The organism is Paracoccus aminovorans (assembly GCF_900005615.1).
GTDB classification, from domain to species: domain Bacteria; phylum Pseudomonadota; class Alphaproteobacteria; order Rhodobacterales; family Rhodobacteraceae; genus Paracoccus; species Paracoccus aminovorans.
Window position 1 is genome coordinate 960,508 of the sequence record NZ_LN832559.1, and the last position, 18,935, is coordinate 979,442.

16 protein-coding genes and 1 tRNA gene are annotated in these 18,935 nt (G+C 69.6%); 6 read left to right on the top strand and 11 right to left on the bottom strand.

Going from position 1 to position 18,935, the window contains the following annotated elements; genetic code table 11:
- The 4 genes from JCM7685_RS04880 to trpE all read left to right on the top strand — a co-directional run bounded on the left by JCM7685_RS04880 (position 1) and on the right by trpE (position 5,806).
- The gene (locus tag JCM7685_RS04880) at positions 1 to 1,032 is read left to right on the top strand and encodes a hypothetical protein (protein ID WP_074965778.1); all 1,032 of its coding nucleotides are present in this window, start codon (positions 1 to 3) and stop codon (positions 1,030 to 1,032) included.
- Complete coding sequence (locus tag JCM7685_RS04885) at positions 1,029 to 2,213, top strand: aminotransferase (RefSeq protein WP_074965779.1); 1,185 nt, start codon at positions 1,029 to 1,031, stop codon at positions 2,211 to 2,213. The genes JCM7685_RS04880 and JCM7685_RS04885 overlap by 4 nt, the downstream gene beginning before the upstream one ends.
- Before the next feature lie 117 nt (positions 2,214 to 2,330).
- Positions 2,331 to 4,295 (top strand): peptidylprolyl isomerase, encoded by a 1,965-nt coding sequence (locus JCM7685_RS04890; RefSeq protein WP_074965780.1) that lies wholly within the window; start codon positions 2,331 to 2,333, stop codon positions 4,293 to 4,295.
- On the top strand, positions 4,295 to 5,806 hold the full coding sequence (gene trpE / locus JCM7685_RS04895) for an anthranilate synthase component I (RefSeq protein WP_074965781.1): 1,512 nt from the start codon (positions 4,295 to 4,297) through the stop codon (positions 5,804 to 5,806). The genes JCM7685_RS04890 and trpE overlap by 1 nt, the downstream gene beginning before the upstream one ends.
- A 227-nt stretch (positions 5,807 to 6,033) precedes the next feature.
- Here the strand turns inward: trpE and JCM7685_RS04900 are convergent.
- The 6 genes from JCM7685_RS04900 to JCM7685_RS04925 form a co-directional block, all read right to left on the bottom strand.
- A tRNA-Ala gene (locus tag JCM7685_RS04900) sits at positions 6,034 to 6,109 on the bottom strand.
- Positions 6,110 to 6,312: 203 nt separating this feature from the next.
- Positions 6,313 to 7,137: an iron uptake system protein EfeO gene (gene efeO / locus JCM7685_RS04905; RefSeq protein ID WP_074965782.1), complete on the bottom strand. Its 825-nt coding sequence runs from the start codon at positions 7,135 to 7,137 to the stop codon at positions 6,313 to 6,315.
- Positions 7,138 to 7,177: 40 nt separating this feature from the next.
- Positions 7,178 to 8,473, bottom strand: coding sequence for an iron uptake transporter deferrochelatase/peroxidase subunit (efeB, locus tag JCM7685_RS04910; protein ID WP_074965783.1), 1,296 nt, complete (start codon positions 8,471 to 8,473; stop codon positions 7,178 to 7,180).
- Position 8,474: 1 nt separating this feature from the next.
- On the bottom strand, positions 8,475 to 9,632 hold the full coding sequence (gene efeO / locus JCM7685_RS04915) for an iron uptake system protein EfeO (RefSeq protein WP_074965784.1): 1,158 nt from the start codon (positions 9,630 to 9,632) through the stop codon (positions 8,475 to 8,477).
- On the bottom strand, positions 9,629 to 10,474 hold the full coding sequence (efeU, locus tag JCM7685_RS04920) for an iron uptake transporter permease EfeU (protein ID WP_074965785.1): 846 nt from the start codon (positions 10,472 to 10,474) through the stop codon (positions 9,629 to 9,631). The genes efeO (JCM7685_RS04915) and efeU overlap by 4 nt, the downstream gene beginning before the upstream one ends.
- Positions 10,475 to 10,651: 177 nt before the next feature.
- Positions 10,652 to 11,626: a glutathione S-transferase family protein gene (locus JCM7685_RS04925; RefSeq protein ID WP_074965786.1), complete on the bottom strand. Its 975-nt coding sequence runs from the start codon at positions 11,624 to 11,626 to the stop codon at positions 10,652 to 10,654.
- Between the two features lie 359 nt (positions 11,627 to 11,985).
- Here JCM7685_RS04925 and JCM7685_RS04930 point away from each other — a divergent pair, with 359 nt between their 5' ends.
- A complete protein-coding gene (locus tag JCM7685_RS04930) occupies positions 11,986 to 14,103 on the top strand; it encodes a TonB-dependent siderophore receptor (protein ID WP_074965787.1) in 2,118 nt (705 codons plus the stop codon).
- An 800-nt stretch (positions 14,104 to 14,903) separates the two neighbouring features.
- A complete protein-coding gene (locus tag JCM7685_RS04935; RefSeq protein WP_074965788.1) occupies positions 14,904 to 15,236 on the top strand; it encodes an ArsR/SmtB family transcription factor in 333 nt (110 codons plus the stop codon).
- Here the strand turns inward: JCM7685_RS04935 and JCM7685_RS04940 are convergent.
- The 5 genes from JCM7685_RS04940 to JCM7685_RS04960 are packed head-to-tail and all read right to left on the bottom strand — an operon-like array spanning position 15,209 to position 18,864.
- Entirely contained in the window at positions 15,209 to 16,948 is a 1,740-nt protein-coding gene (locus tag JCM7685_RS04940; RefSeq protein ID WP_074965789.1) for a SulP family inorganic anion transporter, read from the bottom strand. The two genes, JCM7685_RS04935 and JCM7685_RS04940, sit on opposite strands and share 28 nt — an antisense overlap.
- A complete protein-coding gene (locus JCM7685_RS04945; protein WP_074965790.1) occupies positions 16,945 to 17,352 on the bottom strand; it encodes a DUF6691 family protein in 408 nt (135 codons plus the stop codon). Before JCM7685_RS04945 ends, JCM7685_RS04940 begins: the two co-directional genes overlap by 4 nt.
- Before the next feature lies 1 nt (position 17,353).
- Positions 17,354 to 17,773: a YeeE/YedE family protein gene (locus tag JCM7685_RS04950; protein ID WP_074965791.1), complete on the bottom strand. Its 420-nt coding sequence runs from the start codon at positions 17,771 to 17,773 to the stop codon at positions 17,354 to 17,356.
- Positions 17,770 to 17,973 (bottom strand): YgaP family membrane protein, encoded by a 204-nt coding sequence (locus tag JCM7685_RS04955; RefSeq protein WP_074965792.1) that lies wholly within the window; start codon positions 17,971 to 17,973, stop codon positions 17,770 to 17,772. The genes JCM7685_RS04950 and JCM7685_RS04955 overlap by 4 nt, the downstream gene beginning before the upstream one ends.
- Before the next feature lie 12 nt (positions 17,974 to 17,985).
- Complete coding sequence (locus tag JCM7685_RS04960; RefSeq protein ID WP_074965793.1) at positions 17,986 to 18,864, bottom strand: MBL fold metallo-hydrolase; 879 nt, start codon at positions 18,862 to 18,864, stop codon at positions 17,986 to 17,988.
- Positions 18,865 to 18,935: the final 71 nt, after the last annotated feature.

The following is an 18,935-nucleotide window of genomic DNA, read 5'->3' on the forward strand; positions in this document are numbered from 1 at the left end:
ATGGCAAGGGGATTTGCGGCAGGACTGGTTCACGGCGCGCTGGTCTGCGGCGCCGCCCTGGTGGCGCTGTCCCTGGCGCTGCCGCAGCCGCCGCGGCCCGAAGCATCGGGCATGGCCGGGGACGATCCCGGCGAGGCCGTGCCGCATTCCGCCGCGCCGGCAGCCGGTTCGGACGCGGCGGCAACGCCCGCCGGCGAGGACGCACCGCAGGCAGCCGCCGCAGCCGGGGAAAGCGCGCCCTCCGCGGTTTCCGTGCCCACCGATTCCGTGCCCGTCGAGGTGCGTCCTGCCGCGATCGAACGCGCGCCGGGCGTGGCGGCAGGCGATTCCGGCGCGGATGCGTCGCATTCCCCCGCGCTGGCAGCTGGTCCGGGTGACGCGGCGGTGCCCGCAACCGCCGGACCCGAAGAGGCACCGCCCGAGCCGCCTGCAGCGACCTCCGGGCCCGCCGACGCGCCTGCTGTCTTGGCCGAGCGCGCGCCGGAGTCCGCGGCCGAGGCCACGACAGTGCCCCTTGCCGCCTCCGACCCGCCTCCGCCTGCCGAGGCGCCTGTCGAACCCGCCGCCGCCGCATCGGTGACCGAGGCGCTGTCGGTTCCGGCGGGATCGGGTTTTGCCGAAGCCTCGGACCGGCAGCCGCAGGCACCGGCGCCCCTGGCCGCGGATGCTCCCCGCGTTGTCGCGCCCGCCGCCGCGCCGCGTCCGGCCGGCGAGACCGGCCCGGCCGGAACCGACGCCTCCGGCGCCCGCCCCGAGCCCCCGGCCCAATCCCCCGCCGCGCCCGAGATGGCGCTGCCCGGGCCCGATCCCATCGACCTGCCGGCGCCGGCGGGCGAAGCGCCGATCCCGGTGCCTCCGCCCGGCATGGTGGTGACGCCGGGCCTGGACCGCGCCCCGGAACGCGGCCCGGCCGCCGCAGCCGCCACCGTCGCGCAGGCCGCCGCCGCGGAACCGGCCCGGCAGGCGGCCGACGCCCGCGCCGCGCCAGACCTGTCGCTGCCGCCGGATCTCGGCGGCCTCGGGCTCGAATGACCGCGCCGGGGCCGCTGAACCCGGCCATCGCCGTCACGCCCCGGCCCCCGGTCATGGAGGCGCGGCGCTGGCTTCAGGGCGTAGCCTTTCCGGCCGAGCGTCCGCTGATCAACCTCAGCCAGGCCGCCCCGGCCGAGCCGCCGCCCGAACCGCTGCGCCGCGCCATGGCCGAGGCGGTGCTGAACCGGGCCGACGCCCATCTCTATGGCCCGGTGCTGGGCCGGCCGGAGTTGCGCGAGGCGGTGGCGGACGCATGGTCCCGCGCCTATGCCGGCGCCATCCGCCCCGAAGAGGTCGCGATCACCCAGGGCTGCAACCAGGCCTTTTGCGCCGCCGTCCAGACCCTGGCGGCGGCGGGCGACGAGGTGATCCTGCCCGCGCCCTGGTATTTCAATCACAAGATGTGGCTCGACATGCAGGGCATCCGCGCCGTGCCGCTGCGTTGCGGCCGGGGGATGCTGCCCGACCCGGCCGAGGCCGCGCGCCTGGTCACCGACCGCAGCCGCGCCGTCGTGCTGGTCACCCCCAACAATCCGGCGGGCGCGGAATATCCGGCCGGGCTGCTGCGCGCTTTCCTGGATCTGGCCCGGTCGCGCGGCCTGGCGCTGATCGTGGACGAGACCTATCGCGACTTCGACTCGCGCCCGGGGGCGCCGCATGACCTGTTCGCCGATCCCGACTGGGGCGACACGCTGATCCATCTCTACAGCTTCTCGAAGGCCTATCGGCTGACCGGCCACCGCGTCGGCGCGCTGATCGCCAGCCCCGCCCGCATGGTCCAGGTCGAGAAGTTCCTCGACACCGTCGCCATCTGCGCCAGCCAGATCGGCCAGATCGGCGCCGGCTGGGGGCTTGCGCATCTGCAGGACTGGCTGGCCGGCGAGCGCGCCGAGGTGCTGGCCCGGCGCGCGGCGATGGCGCGGGGCATGTCCGCGCTGCCGGACTGGCGTCTGGAGGGCTGCGGCGCCTATTTCGCCTGGGTCCGGCACCCGTTCGACCTGCCCGCGCCGGAACTCGCCCGCCGGCTGGTGGCCGAGGCGGGGGTGCTGCTGCTGCCCGGCACGATGTTCATGCCCGGGGGCGATGCCGAGGCCGCGCGCCATGTCCGCATCGCCTTTGCCAATGCCGGCGCAGCCAGCATCGCCGCGCTGATCGAGCGGCTGCGCGGCTTTCGCCCCTGAGCCTTGCGGCATTGTGAGGCGGTGCGGCCCGCCGCATCGGCCCGCGGCCCTTGCCGCCGGGGCCGCGGCACCCTAAAGACTCGCGACAGACAAGGACAAGGACAGGGCGGCATCATCATGCGCGGCAAGGGTAAATCCACGATCGTCTGGTTGCTGATGGGGATGCTGGTCCTGGGATTGGGCGGCTTCGGCGTGACCAATTTCTCGGGCGGAAGCGCGGATATCGGCAAGGTGGGCGGGGTCTCGATCTCGTCCCAGGACTATGCCCGCACGCTGCGCGCCGAAATGCAAGATTTCTCGGCCCGGACCGGGCGCCAGCTCAGCGGGGCCGAGGCGCGGGCCATGGGTATCGACCGCATGGCGCTGGCGCGGCTCTATACCTCGGCCGCGCTGGAAGCCGAGGCGAACCGGCTGGGCGTCTCGGTCGGCGACAAGGCGGTGGCCGAGCAGATCACCGGCGCCGCCGCCTTTCGCGGCATGAACGGCAAGTTCGACCGCGCCGTCTATGCCGATGTGCTGAAACGCGAGGGCATCCGCGAGAGCGAGTTCGAGCACGACCTGCGCATGGACCAGGCAAGGATGATCCTGCAATCGGCGGCGCTGGCCGGGGTGACCGCCCCCGAGGCCGTCACCGCGCTGACCCGGGGCTGGCTGCTGGAAACCCGCGACATCCATTGGCAAGAGCTGACCGCGGCCGACCTGCCGGCGCCCATCGCCACCCCGGACGAGGCGACGCTGGAGGCCTGGCACAAGGCCAATGCCGACCGCTTCACCGCGCCCGAGATCCGCAAGATCACCTATGTCTGGCTGACCCCCGAGATGCTGGAGGGCGAGGTCGAGGTCGACGAGCAGGCGCTGCGCGACCTCTATGAAAGCCGCATCGACGAATTCCAGCGCCCCGAGCGGCGCATGGTCGAACGGCTGGTGTTCCCGACCCTGGCCGCCGCCGAAGAGGCCAAGGCCCGCATCGACAAGGGCGAGGTCACCTTCGAGCAGCTGGCGGCCGAGCGCGGCCTGTCGCTTGCGGACATCGACCTGGGCGAGGTCACCAAGGCGCAGCTGGGCGCGGCGGGCGACGCCGTCTTCGCGCTGGACCAGCCGGGACTGGCGGGGCCGGCCGGTTCTGATCTGGGGCCGGCGCTGTTTTCCATGAACGCCATCCTCGAGCCGGTGGACATCCCCTTCGAGCAGGCCAAGGCCGACCTGCGCGTCGAGGCCGCGGTGGACCGCGCCCGCCGGGTGATCGAGGACAAGGCGGCCGAATTCGCCGACCTGCTGGCCGGCGGCGCCTCGCTGGAGGACATGGCCAAGGAGACGCAGATGAAGCTGGGCCAGATCGACTGGAACGCCGGCGCCGAAGCCGCGCCCGACGGCATCGACGCCTATCCCGAATTCCGCCAGCACGCCGCCGAGGCGACCGAGAAGGACTTTCCGGAACTCCTGACCCTAGAGGACGGCGGCGTCTTCGCGCTGCGGCTGGACAAGGTCAAGCCGCCGGCGCTGATCCCCTTCGCCGAGGTGCGCGACCGCGTGGCCGAGGACTGGACCCGCAACGAGACCCGCCGCCAGCTGCTGGCCCTGGCCGAGGAGCGCCGGGTCGCGGCCGAGGCGGCCGCCGCGCCCGGCATCGAGCCGGCCCCGGCGGCGGCGACCGCTCCGGTCGCCCAGGCGGTCGGCGCGGCCGCGGGCAATGCCGCCAGCACCCCGCAGCCGGCGGCGCCAAGCGCAGCCGCGGCGGCGGTCGTGGCCGACCCCGGCACGCCCGAGACCAACCTGGCCCGCGGCGGCTTCATCAAGGGCCTGCCGCAGGACGTCGTGGCCGGCGCCTTTGCCATCAAGGAGCCGGGCGAGACCGAGGTCGTCGATGCCGACAACCGGGTCTTCCTGGTCACGCTGGACCAGATCCGCCCCGCCGCCGCCGAAGGCGACGAGGCCGAGCAGATCCGCGACGGCATCGCCAACCGCCTGGCCGATTCCCTGCGCCAGGACGTGTTCGACTATTTCGCCCGGGCGCTGCAGGCGCAAAGCGGCACCACCGTCAACCAGACCGCCGTCGACGCGGTGAATGCGCAGGTCCAGTGATGGACATCTCTCCCGACTTTCCCGCGTTCGAGCAGGGCTGGGCCCGGGGCCGCAACCAGCTTCTGACCATCCGCCTGGCGGCCGATCTGGACACGCCGGTCAGTCTGATGCTGAAGCTGGCCGAGGCGGCGCCGAACAGCTTCATGCTGGAATCCGTCACCGGGGGCGAGATCCGCGGCCGCTATTCCTTCGTCGGCATGAAGCCGGACCTGATCTGGGAATGCCGCGACGGCTGCGCCCGCATCAACCGCAGCGCCCGCTATTCCGAGGATTTCGCCGCCGACGACCGCCCGGCGCTGGACAGCCTGCGCGCCCTGATCGCGGAATCCCGCATCGACATGCCCGAGGGCGTGCCGGCGGGCGCGGCCGGGCTGTTCGGTTACCTGGGCTATGACATGATCCGGCTGGTCGAGCGCCTGCCCGACGTGAACCCCGACCCGCTGGGCCTGCCGGACGCGATGATGCTGCGCCCCTCGGTCGTGGCGGTGCTGGACGGCGTCAAGGGCGAGGTCCTGCTCTGCGCCCCCGCCTGGAACAACGGGGATACGCCGGCGCGCGCGGCCTATGCCCAGGCGGCCGAGCGGCTGATGGAGGCGTTGCGCGCGCTCGACCGCCAGCCCAGCGAGCCGCGCGCCCTGGGCCACGACCTGAAGGTCGGGGCATTGCGCAGCAATTTCACCAAACCCGCCTATCTGGCGGCGGTCGAGAAGGCCAAGGACTATATCCGCGCCGGCGACATCTTCCAGGTGGTGCCCAGCCAGCGCTGGTCGATGGATTTCCCGCTGCCGCCCTTTGCGCTGTATCGCAGCCTGCGGCGCACCAACCCGTCGCCCTTCATGTTCTACCTGAACTTCGGCGGTTTCCAGATCGTCGGCGCCTCGCCCGAGATCCTGGTGCGCCTGCGCGAGGGCCAGGTCACCGTCCGCCCCATCGCCGGCACCCGCCCGCGCGGCGCGACGCCCGAGGAGGATCGCGCGCTGGAGGCCGACCTGCTGGCCGACCAGAAGGAACTGGCCGAGCATCTGATGCTCTTGGACCTGGGCCGCAACGACGTCGGCCGCGTGGCCAAGATGGGCACCGTCACCCCCACCGAGCAGTTCATCGTCGAGCGCTATTCGCATGTCATGCACATCGTCTCGAACGTGGTGGGCGAATTGCGCGAGGGCGAGGATGCGCTGTCGGCGTTGCTGGCGGGGATGCCGGCCGGCACCGTCTCGGGCGCGCCGAAGGTCCGGGCGATGGAGATCATCGACGAGCTGGAACCCGAGAAGCGCGGGGTCTATGCCGGCGGCGTCGGCTATTTCGCCGCGAATGGCGAGATGGACATGTGCATCGCCCTGCGCACCGGCGTGATCAAGGACGGCCAGCTTTACATCCAGGCCGGTGGCGGCGTGGTCTATGACAGCGATCCCGAGGCCGAGTTCATGGAGACGGTGAACAAGAGCCGGGCCTTGCAGCGGGCGGCGGAAGAGGCGGCGCGGTTCGTCAGGGGGACGCGGAACGCGAACTAGCTCTGGTGACGCTGCCGCTCTCGCCTCGCGCAAGGAATCCTGGCCAATGCCAGCATTATCGACACGAGAGGAAGGCGCGAGATCTCAAACTCGCTCACGCACAACGAAAAAGCCAGCAGAGGAACTTCTACCGGCCTCGTATCTCCCCACAACCACAGATTTCCTAGTAAAATGGACAATCCGCTGTCATTAATGGAAGATCTATCTGGCACTTGCCAAGAAATATTTGGTGGAGCCAAGGGGAGTCGAACCCCTGACCTCTTGAATGCCATTCAAGCGCTCTACCAACTGAGCTATGGCCCCACCGGAGGTCGCGGACGGCGTCTCCGTCGCCCGTGTGAGGGGTCGTATAGGAGGGCCTGCCGACGGGCGCAAGCGAAAAAATAAGGCCCGGAGGAAAAATTCCCTACCGGACCGAACAACCTTGAAAAAACTGGACTTTCCGGCATTGCGCCTGGTCAGGAAGCGGCGGGTGGCGGCGATGCGCCCCCCCGCCGCGGGCAGGGTCAGCCCAGGCCCAGCTTGCCGCGCAGCGTGGCCAGGTCCTCGGCCAGGGTGTTGACCTTGGTCGACAACACGTTGCGGTCTTCGTCGGTCAGCTCTTCATAGGACACATAGCCGCCGTCCTTCTGGTATTTCGCCAGAACCTCGTCCACCGCCTTGAAATTGCCGTCCACCTTGGCGACGAAATCGGCCTCCTTGTCGGCGATCAGCGGGCGCAGAAGCTCGTAGATCTTCTGCGAACCCTCGAAGTTCGCGTCGAAATCCCACAGGTCGGTGTGCGAATAGCGATCTTCCTCGCCCGAGATCTTGGTCGCGGCGACTTCCTCCATCAGCACGGCGGCGCCGCCCACCACCACCTCGGGCGGGAAGGTCAGGCCGTTGATGCGGCCGTCGAGGTCGGTCACGTCGGCCAGCAGCTTGTCGGCAAAGCCGTCCAGCCCCTCGGTCGAGCCCTTTTCCCACAGCCCGTATTCGATGCGGTGGAAGCCGGTGAAGGCGTCGTCGGCCTCGGCCTTTTCAAAGTCGTCGGCGCGGGCGTCGATCGACACGTCGAGGTCCGAGAACAGCTCGGCGATGGGCTCGACCTTTTCGTAGCTGGTGCGGGTCGGCGCGAAAAGCGCTTTCGCCTTCTCGACGTCGCCGGCCTTGATGGCGTCGGTGAAGGCCTTGGTGTCCTCGACCAGTTTCGCCGTGTTTTCAGCGACGTAGATCTTGTATTCGGCCAGCGGCTCGACCAGGTCCAGCGAGGGGTCCGCCGCATGGGCCAGCGCGCCCCAGCCGGTCATGGCCAGCGCCAGCGCCGTCGTCCTGAGATGTCTTCCGAGCATGTTCACAACTCCTGTCAGTGCAGATTTTCGGCTTGGCGGATCAACTCCGCCTGGCTGCGTTCACGAGGCTTGACCCGAGGTAGTCGCCCGGCTGCACGCCGGGCAGGGCGAAGAAATAGCCGCCGCCGATCGGCTTGATGTATTCTTCCAGCGGCTCGCCGTTCAGCTTTTCCTGCACGGCGATGAAGCCGGCTTCCAGATCGGCCTGCCAGGCGATGAACAGCAGGCCCTGGTCCAGCTGGCCGTTCTTCATCGCGCCGCGCGAATAGTTGAACGGCCGGCGGAGCATCAGGTTCTTCTGGCTGTCGGGCGTGCGCGGGTTGGCCAGCCGGATATGCGCGTTCATCGGCGTAGTCTCGCCCTCGGGATCGGCGGCGTAATCGGGCGTGTGCCGTTCGCTGCTGTCCGGCGCGTCCAGAGGCGCGCCATTGTGCTTCATCCGGCCGAAGATCCGCTCCTGCTCGCGCAGCGGGGTGCGGTCCCAGCGCTCGACCAGGTTGCGGATGATGCGCACCGCCTGGTAGCTGCCGCCATGCGCCCATTCCGGCTCGTCCTTGCCGCCGGTCCAGACGATGCGGTCCATGGCCGCGGCGTCGGTGGCGTCGGGGTTGGCCGAGCCGTCGCGGAAGCCCAGGAAATTGCGCGCGCTGGGGGTGGTGCCGTCCGGGCCGGGCAGTTCGGGGGGCACCGAGCCCTCGACCATCCAGCGCAGCACCAGGAATTCCGACAGGTTCTTCAGGACGTCGCGCAGCGCATAAAGGCAGGTGTCCTGCAGGTTGGCGCAGAACTGGATCGACAGGTCGCCATGGCACAGCGCGGGGTCCAGCGCGTCGTTGCGGAACTGAACCATGCGCTGCAGCCGCGCCGGCTTCAGACCGGAGAGCCAGGGCTGGCGCTCGAACAGCGAATCCCCCAGGGCCACGGTGACGGTCAGGTTGTCGGGCGAGACCATCGGTCCCAGCAGGCCGGAATCGGCCGGCGGCAGCTTGGGGTCGCGCTGCGGCACCGGGCCGCCGGCGGTCAGGAATTCGGCGCGCTGGGTCAGCAGCTGCAGCATCCGCTGGAAATCGTCGAGCGTGCCCAGCACCAGGTCGAAGGTGGCCAGGATGCCGTTCGCGGGCCGGGGCGTGGTGATGCCGGCCTGGTGGGGGCCGTGGAAGGGCACGCGCCGGGCCGCGGCCTCGGCCTGGCCATGCGGGGCGGCATCGACGTTGCGGGCCTGGTCCGGCGGCTGGTCCTGGGCCAGGGCGGGCAGGGCGGCGAAAGCGCCGGCGGCGGCGCCCAGCCCTTTCAGCAGCTGGCGGCGAAAGACAGGGCGGGGCGCGTCGTCCTGCATCTCAGTTGATCCCGATGGCGGGCTGCAGCTTGCGCAGCGTTTCCGAAAGCCGGTTCAGGTCGGCGGACAGCTGCTCGCGCTCGGGGCGGGGCACGTCGCCATAGCCGGCGAAACCGCGGTCGCGCAGCGCCGCCAGCCGGGCATCGACCGCCTGCAGGTCCTGGTCGATCACCTTGTCCAGCGCCGGATCGACGCCGGCCACCACCTGGCGCAACAGCCCCGCCAGCTTGCCGATGCCTTCCAGGCTGGCGCCGAAATCCTGCAGGTCGTTGCCGGCATACAGGTTCTCGCCCTCGGGCACCTGGGCCTGGGCCATCTGCAGCGCGCTTTCGCCCGGCATCTCGATCAGCAGGCCGGGGTCCAGCGGTGCCTGCTTCAACCGCTGCGCCAGTTCCTTCAGGTCGGCGACCAGCGCATCGGCGACGGGCAGCAGGCCGTCGGTGCTGTCCTGGGCGAACAGCCCGTATTCCAGCCGGTGATAGCCGGTGAAGGCCGGATCCTGCTCGCGCTTTTCCAGATAGGCCGCGCGCGGGTCGATCCGCTCTTCCAGGTCCGAGAAGCGATAGGCCAGCGGCTCGATCCGGCGATAGGGCAGGCGGGCCTGCCGCCACGCCGCGCGGGCGGCGTCGAGATCGCCCGCGGCGATGGCCTCGCGCAGCGCCTCGGCCGATTTCACCGCGGCATTGCCCTGCATGACCAGATAGACGCGGTATTCCGACAGCGGGCCCAGGAACTTGCGCAGCGTGACCTCCGAGGCGGCGGCGCTGGCCTCGTCCGAGGCGGTGACGGTCAGCGTGCCGCGCGGGTTCGACAGCAGGCCGCAGGTGATGGCATAGTCGCCGGGTTGCAGCTGCACCTCCAGCGTGGCGCGAAAGCCGGGGGCGATGTTCTCGCGCTCTGCCACGACCATGACGCCGTCCAGGATCTCCCATTCGATGGGGCGGTCCGAGGCGTTCACGATCTCGAAGCTGCGGCGGCCGCCGGGCACGGTGATGGCGTTCGGCGCGCAGGTGGTGGCGTTCACGGTGACCAGCTGGTCGGCGGTGCCGGGGCTGCCGGCGTTTTTCTGCGACGCATACCAGAAGGCGGCGCCGCCGGCCGCGGCCAGGACCGCGGCGCCGGCGATGGCAAGGTAGATGCCCGTGGAGGAAGAACTCATTTACGTCCCGCAGTCTGCGGCCGTGCCGGCAGGGCGCCGGAATGCGGCCTGAGGAAAAGGATCAGCGTCACCGCCAGGAAGGCGGCCCAGACCAGGGCCTCGCCCAGGGTCGGCGCCTCGCGATAGCCCAGAAGGCCCGACAGCACCGTGCCCAAGGGGCCGGTTTCCGGCAGCACGCGGCTGAGGTCGTAGACCCGGTCCTGCAAGCCGTTCCACAGCCCGGCCTCGTGCAGCGCCTTGACCGAGCCCGACAGCAGCCCGGCCGCGACCAGCAGGATGAAGATGCCGGTCCAGCGGAAGAAGCGGCGCAGGTCCAGCGTCAATGCGCCGGCATACAGCCCCCAGCCCGCGCCCACCGCGACCAGCACCCCCAGAAGCGCGCCGATGGGCGCGGCGCCGTCCCGGCTTTGCTGGAAGATCGCCAGCAGGAAGAACACCGATTCCAGCCCCTCGCGCGCGACGGCCAGGAACACCATGCCGATCAGCGCCCAGGTGCCGGCGCTGCCCCGGTGCGACAGCGCCTCGTCGATGCCGGCATGCAGCTCGGCCTTGATCGAGCGCGCGGCGCGGCGCATCCAGAACACCATCCCGGTCAGCACCGCCACCGCGATCAGGCCGATCATCGCCTCGAACAGCTCCTGCGTCTTTTGCGGAAAGCCGCTGGCCAGCAGCTGGATCGCGGCGCCGGCGAACAGCGACAGCGCGACGGCCAGGAACACGCCCACCCAGATCGCCGGCAGCCATCCCCGACGGCCGGTCTGGCGCAGGTAGCTGGCGATGATCCCGACGATCAGCGCGGCCTCCAGCCCCTCGCGCAGCATGATGAGAAACGGAGCGAGCATCGGCCTGTCCCCAGCTTGGTCGCGGTGCGGGTCCGGGTGGCGGTCGTGCGGGCCAGCCGGGCGGGCATCTCGGTCAACGTGCCCGTCCGACATGGCCGGGCAACCCGAGTCATTAAGGCGGAAATCGGCAAAGTCAATCCAGACCGAAATGCTAGGAAAGCGCCGCGACCCTGTGTCTCAGCCGCGGCCGTGCGGCTGGTCCCAGTCGATCAGCGGGTTGATCGGGATGATGCCGTAAGGGTTTATGGTGGGATGGCTGCGATAGTAATGCCGCAGGATATGGTCGAAATGCACGGTCTCGGCGACGCCCGGCCATTGATACAGCTCGCGCGTCCAGCCCCAGAGGTTCGGATATTCCCGCAGCCATTTGCGATTGCACTTGAAATGCGTGTGATAGACCGGATCGAAGCGCAGCATGGTGGTGAACAGCCGCCAGTCCGCCTCGGTGATGCGGGTGCCGCACAGATAGCGGTTCTGCGCCAGATGGGCGTCGAGCCAGTCCATGGTCTGGAACACCGGCACCACCGCCTCGTCATAGGCGGCCTGGGTGGTGGCGAAACCGGCCTTGTAGACGCCGTTGTTCACCGGCTCGTAGATCCGTTCGTTCATGGCGTCGATCCGCTCCAGCAGATCGGCCGGGCAATAGTCGTCGCGGTTGCCGGTGACGGCGTCGAAGGCGCTGCCCAACATGCGGATGATCTCGGCGCTTTCGTTGCTGACGATGGTGGCGCGGGTCTTGTCCCACAGCACCGGTACCGTCACCTGCCCCGAGGTGCGGGGGTTCGCCTTGAGATAGAGGTCGCGCAGGAAGGGCAGGCCGTACAGCCGGTCGCCGGTCGCGCCGGGAAAATCGGTCGCGAAGGTCCAGCCCTCGGACAGCATGTCGGGATGCACCACCGAGACGCCGATATGCGGCGTCAGTTCCTTCAGCGCCCGATAGATCAGCGCCCGATGCGCCCAGGGGCAGGCGTAGGAGACATAGAGGTGATAGCGCCCGCTTTCGGCCGGAAAGCCGCCTTCGCCGCTGGGGCCGGGGCGGCCGTCGGCGGTGATCCAGTTGCGCCAGGCCGTTACGGTGCGCTGGAAGCGCCCGCCGCTGGTTTCGGTGTCGTACCAGTGGTCCTGCCAGATGCCGTCCACCAACCGTCCCATATCGTCCTCCGCTTGCCGTTTGCCGGCCCAGCATAGCCGATGAACTGCCGGCGATTAACAGGCTGCCGAAAAACTCCATCCGACACTGGACTTGGGCCAGAAGCCGGGAAATCCTCCTCAATTCGGCCGAAAACATTCCACTTTCGCGCCGATCCGCAACGATTCCGGGATGATTTCCGGGTCGGCATCTTATCAAGATCCTTTTTCATCAGCCTGTTATGGCCGAGCGGCCCCTGTCGCAGGCGGGCCTCCGCCGGGACTGGGCCGGCGCGGTTGACAATCACGAAACGGTGAGCCAAAGCGGCGGAACAGCCAGCCCGTGCCAGCACCGTGTTTTTCCTTCAGGAAAGGTGTGTTCCATGGTCTGGAAACTGTCGTTGGCTGCCGGGCTGCTGGCCTCGGGCGCCGTCCTTCCCGCCTTTGCCCAGGACCGTCCGCTGGTGCTGGACGAGGTCGTCCTGACCACCGCGGCCGAGACCGCCACCGGCCCGGTCGAGGGCTTCGTCGCCACGCGAAGCGCAACCGCCAGCAAGACCGACACCCCGCTGCTGGAAACCCCGGCCTCGGTCAGCGTGGTCAGCGCCGCCGACGTCGCGGCGCGCGGCGGCGTCGCCAATGTCGGGCAGGCCCTGGCCTATGTGCCCGGCGTCTCGCTCTCGTCCTCCTTCGGCGTCACCACCGACAGCGATTTCTCGATCCGCGGCTTCAACAGCTGGGGCGGGAACTACCTGGACGGGCTGAAGGTCGGCACCGGCATGACCCGCGCCGGCCAGCCCACGGTCGAGCCCTACGGCATGGAGCGGTTCGAGGTCCTGCGCGGCCCGGCCTCGGTGCTTTACGGGCAGGTGACGCCCGGCGGCATGGTCAACACCGTCAGCAAGCGCCCCACCTTCCAGGACAGCCGCGAGACGATGCTGCGCTATGGCAGCTACGGCCAGGTGCAGACCGGGCTGGACCTGAACGGCGCCAATGGCGACGGCACGCTGGGCTGGCGCTTCGTCGGCTATGCGCAGTCGGGCGGCACGCAGATGGACGATGTGCAGGACGACCGCATCTATCTGGCGCCCAGTCTGACCTGGCGGCCGACAGACCGGACCGAGATCACCTTCCTGGCCTCGTGGCGGCAGCTGCGCGGGCAGGAATGGGCCAATGAGGTGGACCGCGCGGTGCTGGAAACCGTGTCGCCGTCCTTCAACCCCGGCGAGCCGGGCTTCGACCGCCGCGATTCCGATCAATACGCCATCGGCTACGAGCTGACGCACCGCTTCGGCGACGACCTGAAGCTGGTGCAGAACCTGCGCTTCTATCGCATGGACGGCACCTATCATCAGGTCTTTGCCTGGAACGGCTCGACCGGCAACCCGGACCGGCCCTATGAGGTCGCGCGCGAGGCCTATCTTCAGGACATGACCGTCGACGTGTTCGACGTCGATACCCGGCTGCAATGGAACGCCCAGGCCGGGGCCACCCGCCACACGCTGCTGGCCGGGGTCGATTACTCGAACATCAAGACCCGGATGAAGACGCAATGGGGCGCCGCGGCGCCCCTCGACTTCGCCGATCCGGTGCGCGGGCTGCCCATCGGCCCCTTCGACCCGGTGATCCGCGACGACGAATGGAAGCGCGAGCTGGGCGTCTATCTGCAGGACAGCATCGAGGCCGGGCCGTGGCGCGCGACCCTGGGCGGGCGCTGGTCGCGGACCACGAACGGCGAGGACGCCAGCGTCGCCGCCTGGAACTACGAGCGCAAGCAGAAGGCTTTCGTCGGCAATGCCGGGCTGCTCTACCTGACCGATACCGGCTTCGCGCCCTATGTCAGCTATGCCCAGTCCTTCCAGCCCGAGACCGGCACCGACTGGCAGGGCCGCCCCTTCGACCCGACCGAGGCCGAGCAATACGAGGTCGGCGTGAAATACCAGCCGCCGGGGACCGACGCGTTGCTGACGGTGTCCGCCTATCGCATCACCCAGCAGAACCTGCTGACCACCGACCCCGAGCACCCGGATTTCTCGCGCCAGACCGGCGAGGTGCAGGTCAAGGGCATCGACCTGGAAGGCCGGATGCGGCGCGGCGACTGGGACCTGTCGCTGGCCTGGACCTGGCTGGATTCCGAGATCACCAGCAACGAGGACGGCAACCAGGGCAACGAATACACCGTGCCGCGCCATACCGCCTCGGTCTGGGCGGATTACGCGCCGCAGCAGGGGGCGCTGGCGGGTTTCCACATCGGCGGCGGCCTGCGCTACACCGGGCGGAGCTGGGGGGACGACGCCAATACCGTGCGCAACGACTCGCTTCTGGAGGCGGATCTGGCGCTGGGCTACGACTTCGGCACCCGCGATCCGGCGCTGGACGGGCTGCGGCTGGACCTGAACGCGCGCAACCTGGGCGCGGGCAAGCACACGCGCTGCACCGCCTGGGGCTGCTATTACAACGAACAGCCCTCGGCCAGCATGACCCTGGCCTGGAAGTTCTGACACCGGCGCGGTCGTGCGGGCATGGGCGTGCCTCGCGCGGCCGCGAGATGGAGTTCCCAAGCAAGAGGGGATCGCAAGGCACTGGGCTTTCGCCGCGACTGCGCCGGCGCTCGGAGCAACCGACACCGGCATAATGGGAGAGCAGACGCGCAGAATTCGCGGCGATTCTTGTCAGGGCAGCGGAACCGGCTAGAGGGTCGCCCATCGCCTCGACTGCCCCGCGACCGCCGCAGTTCTGATGCATCGTTCTGCGGCCTCCGAGCCGGGCTGTCGGTTGGAGCGGTGATGGCGGCGGCTACGATTGCATTCTGCGCCGTGGCGTCAAAGCGTCCGGGGTCGCACCGACGAAGGCGATGCCGACCTTGACCGCGGTTCCAGCGGTCCGCCCGCTGTCTCAAAACCGCCGTATCCGGGCCGGAACGCGGTTGGTGCGGGCTTGCTGCGGTGAAAAGGATCGCGTGCAGGAAAAGTTCTGTCCGGCCTACCCGGCATAAACGAATTCGTGGCCAACCCCGCGCGTCGCCGAGGCCGCCTCCGTCGAAGCGGGATCTTTTGCGGGGCCAAGCCGATGGGACCGTCCTCAGGCAAGCATCGGGATCGCAGAAGGACGCGCCCTGAAGGCACCAAGCGTGCCCCTGGCTTCGAAGGGCCGAGCCAGCCGTACCTTTTCCTGTGCCCGTATGCGTTGATGCAGACAGATGGCGGTTTGCATCCACCGCCACGCCGGTCCCATCCGGGGGGACTGCCACGGCGGTGGGCGCGGGTTGACGATATATTCGCATTCCTGTAGATATGCAGTGATGATCGACGAAACCCAATCGCAACGCGCGCCGATGGACCCCGAGGCGATGCGTTCGGCCGCCGCCGAGGCCAGCGAGTTCCTGAAGTCGCTGGGCAATCCGCATCGGCTGATGATCCTTTGCGCGCTGAACACGGGCGAGCGGTCGGTAGGCCAGCTGGCCGAGTTCCTGGGCATCCGCGACTCGACCGTCTCGCAGCACCTGGCGCTCTTGCGCCGCGACCGCATCATCGCCGGGCGGCGCGACGGGCAGGTGATCTGGTATCGCATCGCAAGCGAACCCGCCCGCCGGATGATGGCGGTGCTCTACGACAGTTTCTGCGCCGCGCCCTGAGCCTCGGCGCCGCGCAGCCGGCAGATCGCCTCGTGCTGGGACAGGAACACCTGGCCCGACAGGTGATGCAGGAAATCGCTGCGCTTGAGCCGGTCCATCACCGGCCCCTTGACCTCGGACAGATGGAACCTCACCCCGCTTTCGGCCAGGCGGCGGTTGATCTCTTCCAGGCTTTTCAGCGCGCTGGCGTCGATGTCGCTGACGGCGGGACACATCAGCACCACATGCCGCAGCCGCGGATGCTCGGCCACCAGCGCGGCGATGCGATCCTCCAGGAAGCGGGAATTGGCGAAATATAGGCTTTCGTCCACGCGCAGGGACAGGATCTCGGGCCAGGTGACGACCTCGTGGCGCAGGACGTTGCGGAAATGCTCGGTCCCCGGCACCTGCCCGACCACCGCCATATGCGGGCGCGCGCTGCGATACAGCTGCATGACCAGCGACAGGGCGACGCCGGTGCCGATGCCCTGTTCCACCCCCAGCGCCAGCGTGACCAGAATGGTCGCGGCCATGGCGGCGAAATCCTGCCGCGAATAGGCCAGCACCCGCAGGACGGCCCGCAGATCCACCAGCGACAGCACCGCCAGGATGATGGTCGCGGCCAGCACCGCCTGCGGCAGATCGGCCAGCAGCGGCGTCAGGAACAGCGCCGCGCCGGCGATGCCGATGGCGGTGAAGATGCCGGCCGCCGGGGTGCGGGCGCCCGCATCCTCGTTCACCACCGAACGCGCGAAGCCGCCCGTAACCGGGAAGCCGCCGCTCAGCCCGGCGGCAATGTTGGCGGCGCCCAGGCCGACCAGCTCCTGGTCGGGGGCGATGCGCTCGCGCCGCCGGGCGGCGAGCGTCTGCCCGACCGAGACCGACTCGACGAAGCCCACGACCGAGATCAGCGCCGCCGCCGGCGCCAGCGCGGCCAGCAGGTCGATAGACAGCGCCGGCAGGCCGGGCACCGGCAAGCCCTGCGGGATGCTGCCGACCAGCGCCACGCCCTTGGCGCCCAGGTCAAGCGCCCGCGCCAGCAGGATCGAGACCGCGATGGCCAGGATCGGCGCCGCCCGCGCCAGCATGTCGGCCAGCCAGCCCGGCAGGCCGGCGGCGGTCAGTCCGCGCCGGGCCCAGCGGCGCGCGGCGTAAAGAAACGCCAGCGCGCCCAGGCCGACCGCCAGGGTCCAGCCGTTGACCCGTCCGGCCTGCGCCAGCAGCGCCGGGACGATCTCGGCCAGGGTGGTGCCGCCGGCCTGGATGCCCAGGATATGCTTGACCTGACCGGCCGCGATCAGCAGGCCCGAGGCGGTGATGAAGCCCGACATCACCGGATGGCTGAGGAAATTCGCCAGGAATCCCAGCCGGAACAGGCCTGCGCCGACCAGCATCGCCCCCGACAGCAGCGCCAGCGTCATGGCCGCCGCCTGCGGGCTGGCCAGCCCCTGCGCCGCCACCGGCGCGACGGCCGAGGCCGTCATCAGCGACACCACCGCCACCGGCCCGACCGCCAGAACCCGCGAGGTGCCGAAGGCGGCATAGGCGACCAGCGGCAGGATCGAGGCGTAAAGCCCGGCCTCGGGCGGCAGGCCGGCCAGCATGGCATAGGCCAGGCTCTGCGGGATCAGCATGATGGTGACGATGACCGCCGCCAGCAGGTCGGCGGCCAGCGTCCCGCCGTCATAGCCCCGCGCCCATTGCAGCGCGGGCAGGCGTCCCGACCGGCTCATCCCCGCAGCCAGCGGGCCAGCACCAGCCCGCCCAGCATGGCGCCGACAAAGATCACCGCGTCGGGCTGGCCCAGGCCAAGCGCCGGGATCGCGCCGCCCGGGCAGAAGCCGGCGATGCCCCAGCCCACCCCGAACAGCGCCGAGCCGCCGATCAGCCTGGGGTCGAGGTCGCGCCGCGTCGGCAGGTGGAAGCGGATGTCGAACAGCGGCTCGGCGCGGCGCAGCACCAGCCGGTAGCCGACGAAGGTCACGGCCAGCGCGCCGGCCATGACGAAGGCCAGCGACGGGTCCCAGGTCCCGGCCAGGTCGAAGAAGTCCAGCACCTTGGCGGGGTTGATCATGCCCGACAGCGCGATGCCGGCGCCGAAGATCAGCCCGGCCAGCAGGGCAGAGAGCAGCCGCATCTCAGAACCCCCCGATCACATGGCGGATGGTGAAGACCGTGGCAAAGGCCGCCAGCATGAAGCTGGCCGTCGCCACCAGCGACCGCGGCGACAGCCGGGCATTGCCGCAGACCCCGTGGCCCGAGGTGCAGCCGCCGGCATGGCTGGCGCCGATCCCGGCCAGCAGCCCGCCGATCACCAGCCAGGGCTGCGGCACCGGGCTGTCGAAGGGCACCCGCGCGCCAAGCGCCAGCATCAGCGCCGGCGCGGCCATGGCGCCCAGCAGGAAGGCCAGCCGCCAGCCGCGGCCGGGCTCGAAAAGCGCGCCGGACAGCATGCCGGTCATGCCCGCGATCCTGCCCAGCGCCGCCATCAGCCAGACGGCGGCCAATCCGATCAGAGCTCCGCCCAGGGCGGATTGCAGCGGCGTGAACGCGGTCATTTCCGGCCGCAGCTGCTGATGCCGAACAGCGCATAGGCCGGGCAGAACCGGGACAGGGCGGTCAGCACCAGCACGGCCCCCACCAGCAGCGCCGCCCATTGGCCCCAGCCCGTCAGCCCGGCCAGCAGGCCCAGCAGGATCAGCGCCACGCCCAGCACGGCGCGCAGGCCGCGGTCGATATTGCCGAGATTCGCTTTCATCGGGTCTCTCCTTCAGTCCCAGGCCGCGTCGAGCAGGTCGAGCGGGATTTTCAGATAGCGCCGGCCGTTCGATTCGGGCTCGGGCAGGCGTCCGGCGTTGGTGTTCACCTGCAGGGCGTGCAGGATCAGCCGGGGCATGGGCAGGGTGCGGTCGCGCGCCTCGCGGGCGGCGATGAATTCGGCTTCGGTCCGGTATTGCGCCATGTGGACATTGCCGGCCTTCTGCTCGGCCACCGTGGATTCCCAGCGCGGATCGCGCCCGCCCTGGCAATAATCGTGGCCGGTGAAGATGCGCGTCCGGTCTGGCAGCGCCAGGATGTCCTGGATCGAACGCCACAGCGCCGCGGCGCTGCCGCCGGGAAAATCGGCCCGGGCGGTGCCGCTGTCGGGCATGAACAGCGTGTCGTGCACGAAAGCCGCGTCGCCGATGACATAGGTGATCGAGGCCAGCGTATGCCCGGGCGAGAACATCACCCGCGCCGGAATCTCCCCCACCATGAAGCGGTCGCCATCGGCGAAGAGCCGGTCCCACTGGCTGCCGTCGGCCGGCAGATCGGGCCGGTTGTAAAAGCCGTTCCACAGCTTCTGGACCTCGGTCACCCTTTCGCCGATGGCGGTCGGCGCCCCGGTGCGGCGCTTGAGATAGTCCGCGGCCGAGAAGTGGTCGGCATGGGGATGGGTGTCGAGGATCCATTCCACGCGGTAGCCCTTGCCCTCGACGAAGCTCAGAATGCGGTCGGCCTCGATGGTCGCGGTGGCACCGGATTTCTCGTCGTAATCCAGCACCGGGTCGATGATGGCGCATCGGCCGATCTTCGGGTCGGCCACGACATATTGCACCGAGCCGGTCCGGCTCTCGTAGAACCCCGTTACTTCCGGACGTGCATCCATGGGAAAACCTCTTGCCTGGCGGGTGAAAGCTGGAATTTCATCCGTTATATATTCGATTATGCGAATATATG

What these genes read in the sequence shown, in the direction of transcription:
- JCM7685_RS04880 (WP_074965778.1), top strand. Translation starts at nt 1, where the DNA reads ATGGCAAGGGGATTTGCGGCAGGACTGGTTCACGGCGCGCTGGTCTGC.
- JCM7685_RS04885 (WP_074965779.1), top strand. Translation starts at nt 1,029, where the DNA reads ATGACCGCGCCGGGGCCGCTGAACCCGGCCATCGCCGTCACGCCCCGG.
- JCM7685_RS04890 (WP_074965780.1), top strand. Translation starts at nt 2,331, where the DNA reads ATGCGCGGCAAGGGTAAATCCACGATCGTCTGGTTGCTGATGGGGATG.
- trpE (WP_074965781.1), top strand. Translation starts at nt 4,295, where the DNA reads ATGGACATCTCTCCCGACTTTCCCGCGTTCGAGCAGGGCTGGGCCCGG.
- efeO (WP_074965782.1), bottom strand. Translation starts at nt 7,137, where the DNA reads ATGCTCGGAAGACATCTCAGGACGACGGCGCTGGCGCTGGCCATGACC.
- efeB (WP_074965783.1), bottom strand. Translation starts at nt 8,473, where the DNA reads ATGCAGGACGACGCGCCCCGCCCTGTCTTTCGCCGCCAGCTGCTGAAA.
- efeO (WP_074965784.1), bottom strand. Translation starts at nt 9,632, where the DNA reads ATGAGTTCTTCCTCCACGGGCATCTACCTTGCCATCGCCGGCGCCGCG.
- efeU (WP_074965785.1), bottom strand. Translation starts at nt 10,474, where the DNA reads ATGCTCGCTCCGTTTCTCATCATGCTGCGCGAGGGGCTGGAGGCCGCG.
- JCM7685_RS04925 (WP_074965786.1), bottom strand. Translation starts at nt 11,626, where the DNA reads ATGGGACGGTTGGTGGACGGCATCTGGCAGGACCACTGGTACGACACC.
- JCM7685_RS04930 (WP_074965787.1), top strand. Translation starts at nt 11,986, where the DNA reads ATGGTCTGGAAACTGTCGTTGGCTGCCGGGCTGCTGGCCTCGGGCGCC.
- JCM7685_RS04935 (WP_074965788.1), top strand. Translation starts at nt 14,904, where the DNA reads ATGATCGACGAAACCCAATCGCAACGCGCGCCGATGGACCCCGAGGCG.
- JCM7685_RS04940 (WP_074965789.1), bottom strand. Translation starts at nt 16,948, where the DNA reads ATGAGCCGGTCGGGACGCCTGCCCGCGCTGCAATGGGCGCGGGGCTAT.
- JCM7685_RS04945 (WP_074965790.1), bottom strand. Translation starts at nt 17,352, where the DNA reads ATGCGGCTGCTCTCTGCCCTGCTGGCCGGGCTGATCTTCGGCGCCGGC.
- JCM7685_RS04950 (WP_074965791.1), bottom strand. Translation starts at nt 17,773, where the DNA reads ATGACCGCGTTCACGCCGCTGCAATCCGCCCTGGGCGGAGCTCTGATC.
- JCM7685_RS04955 (WP_074965792.1), bottom strand. Translation starts at nt 17,973, where the DNA reads ATGAAAGCGAATCTCGGCAATATCGACCGCGGCCTGCGCGCCGTGCTG.
- JCM7685_RS04960 (WP_074965793.1), bottom strand. Translation starts at nt 18,864, where the DNA reads ATGGATGCACGTCCGGAAGTAACGGGGTTCTACGAGAGCCGGACCGGC.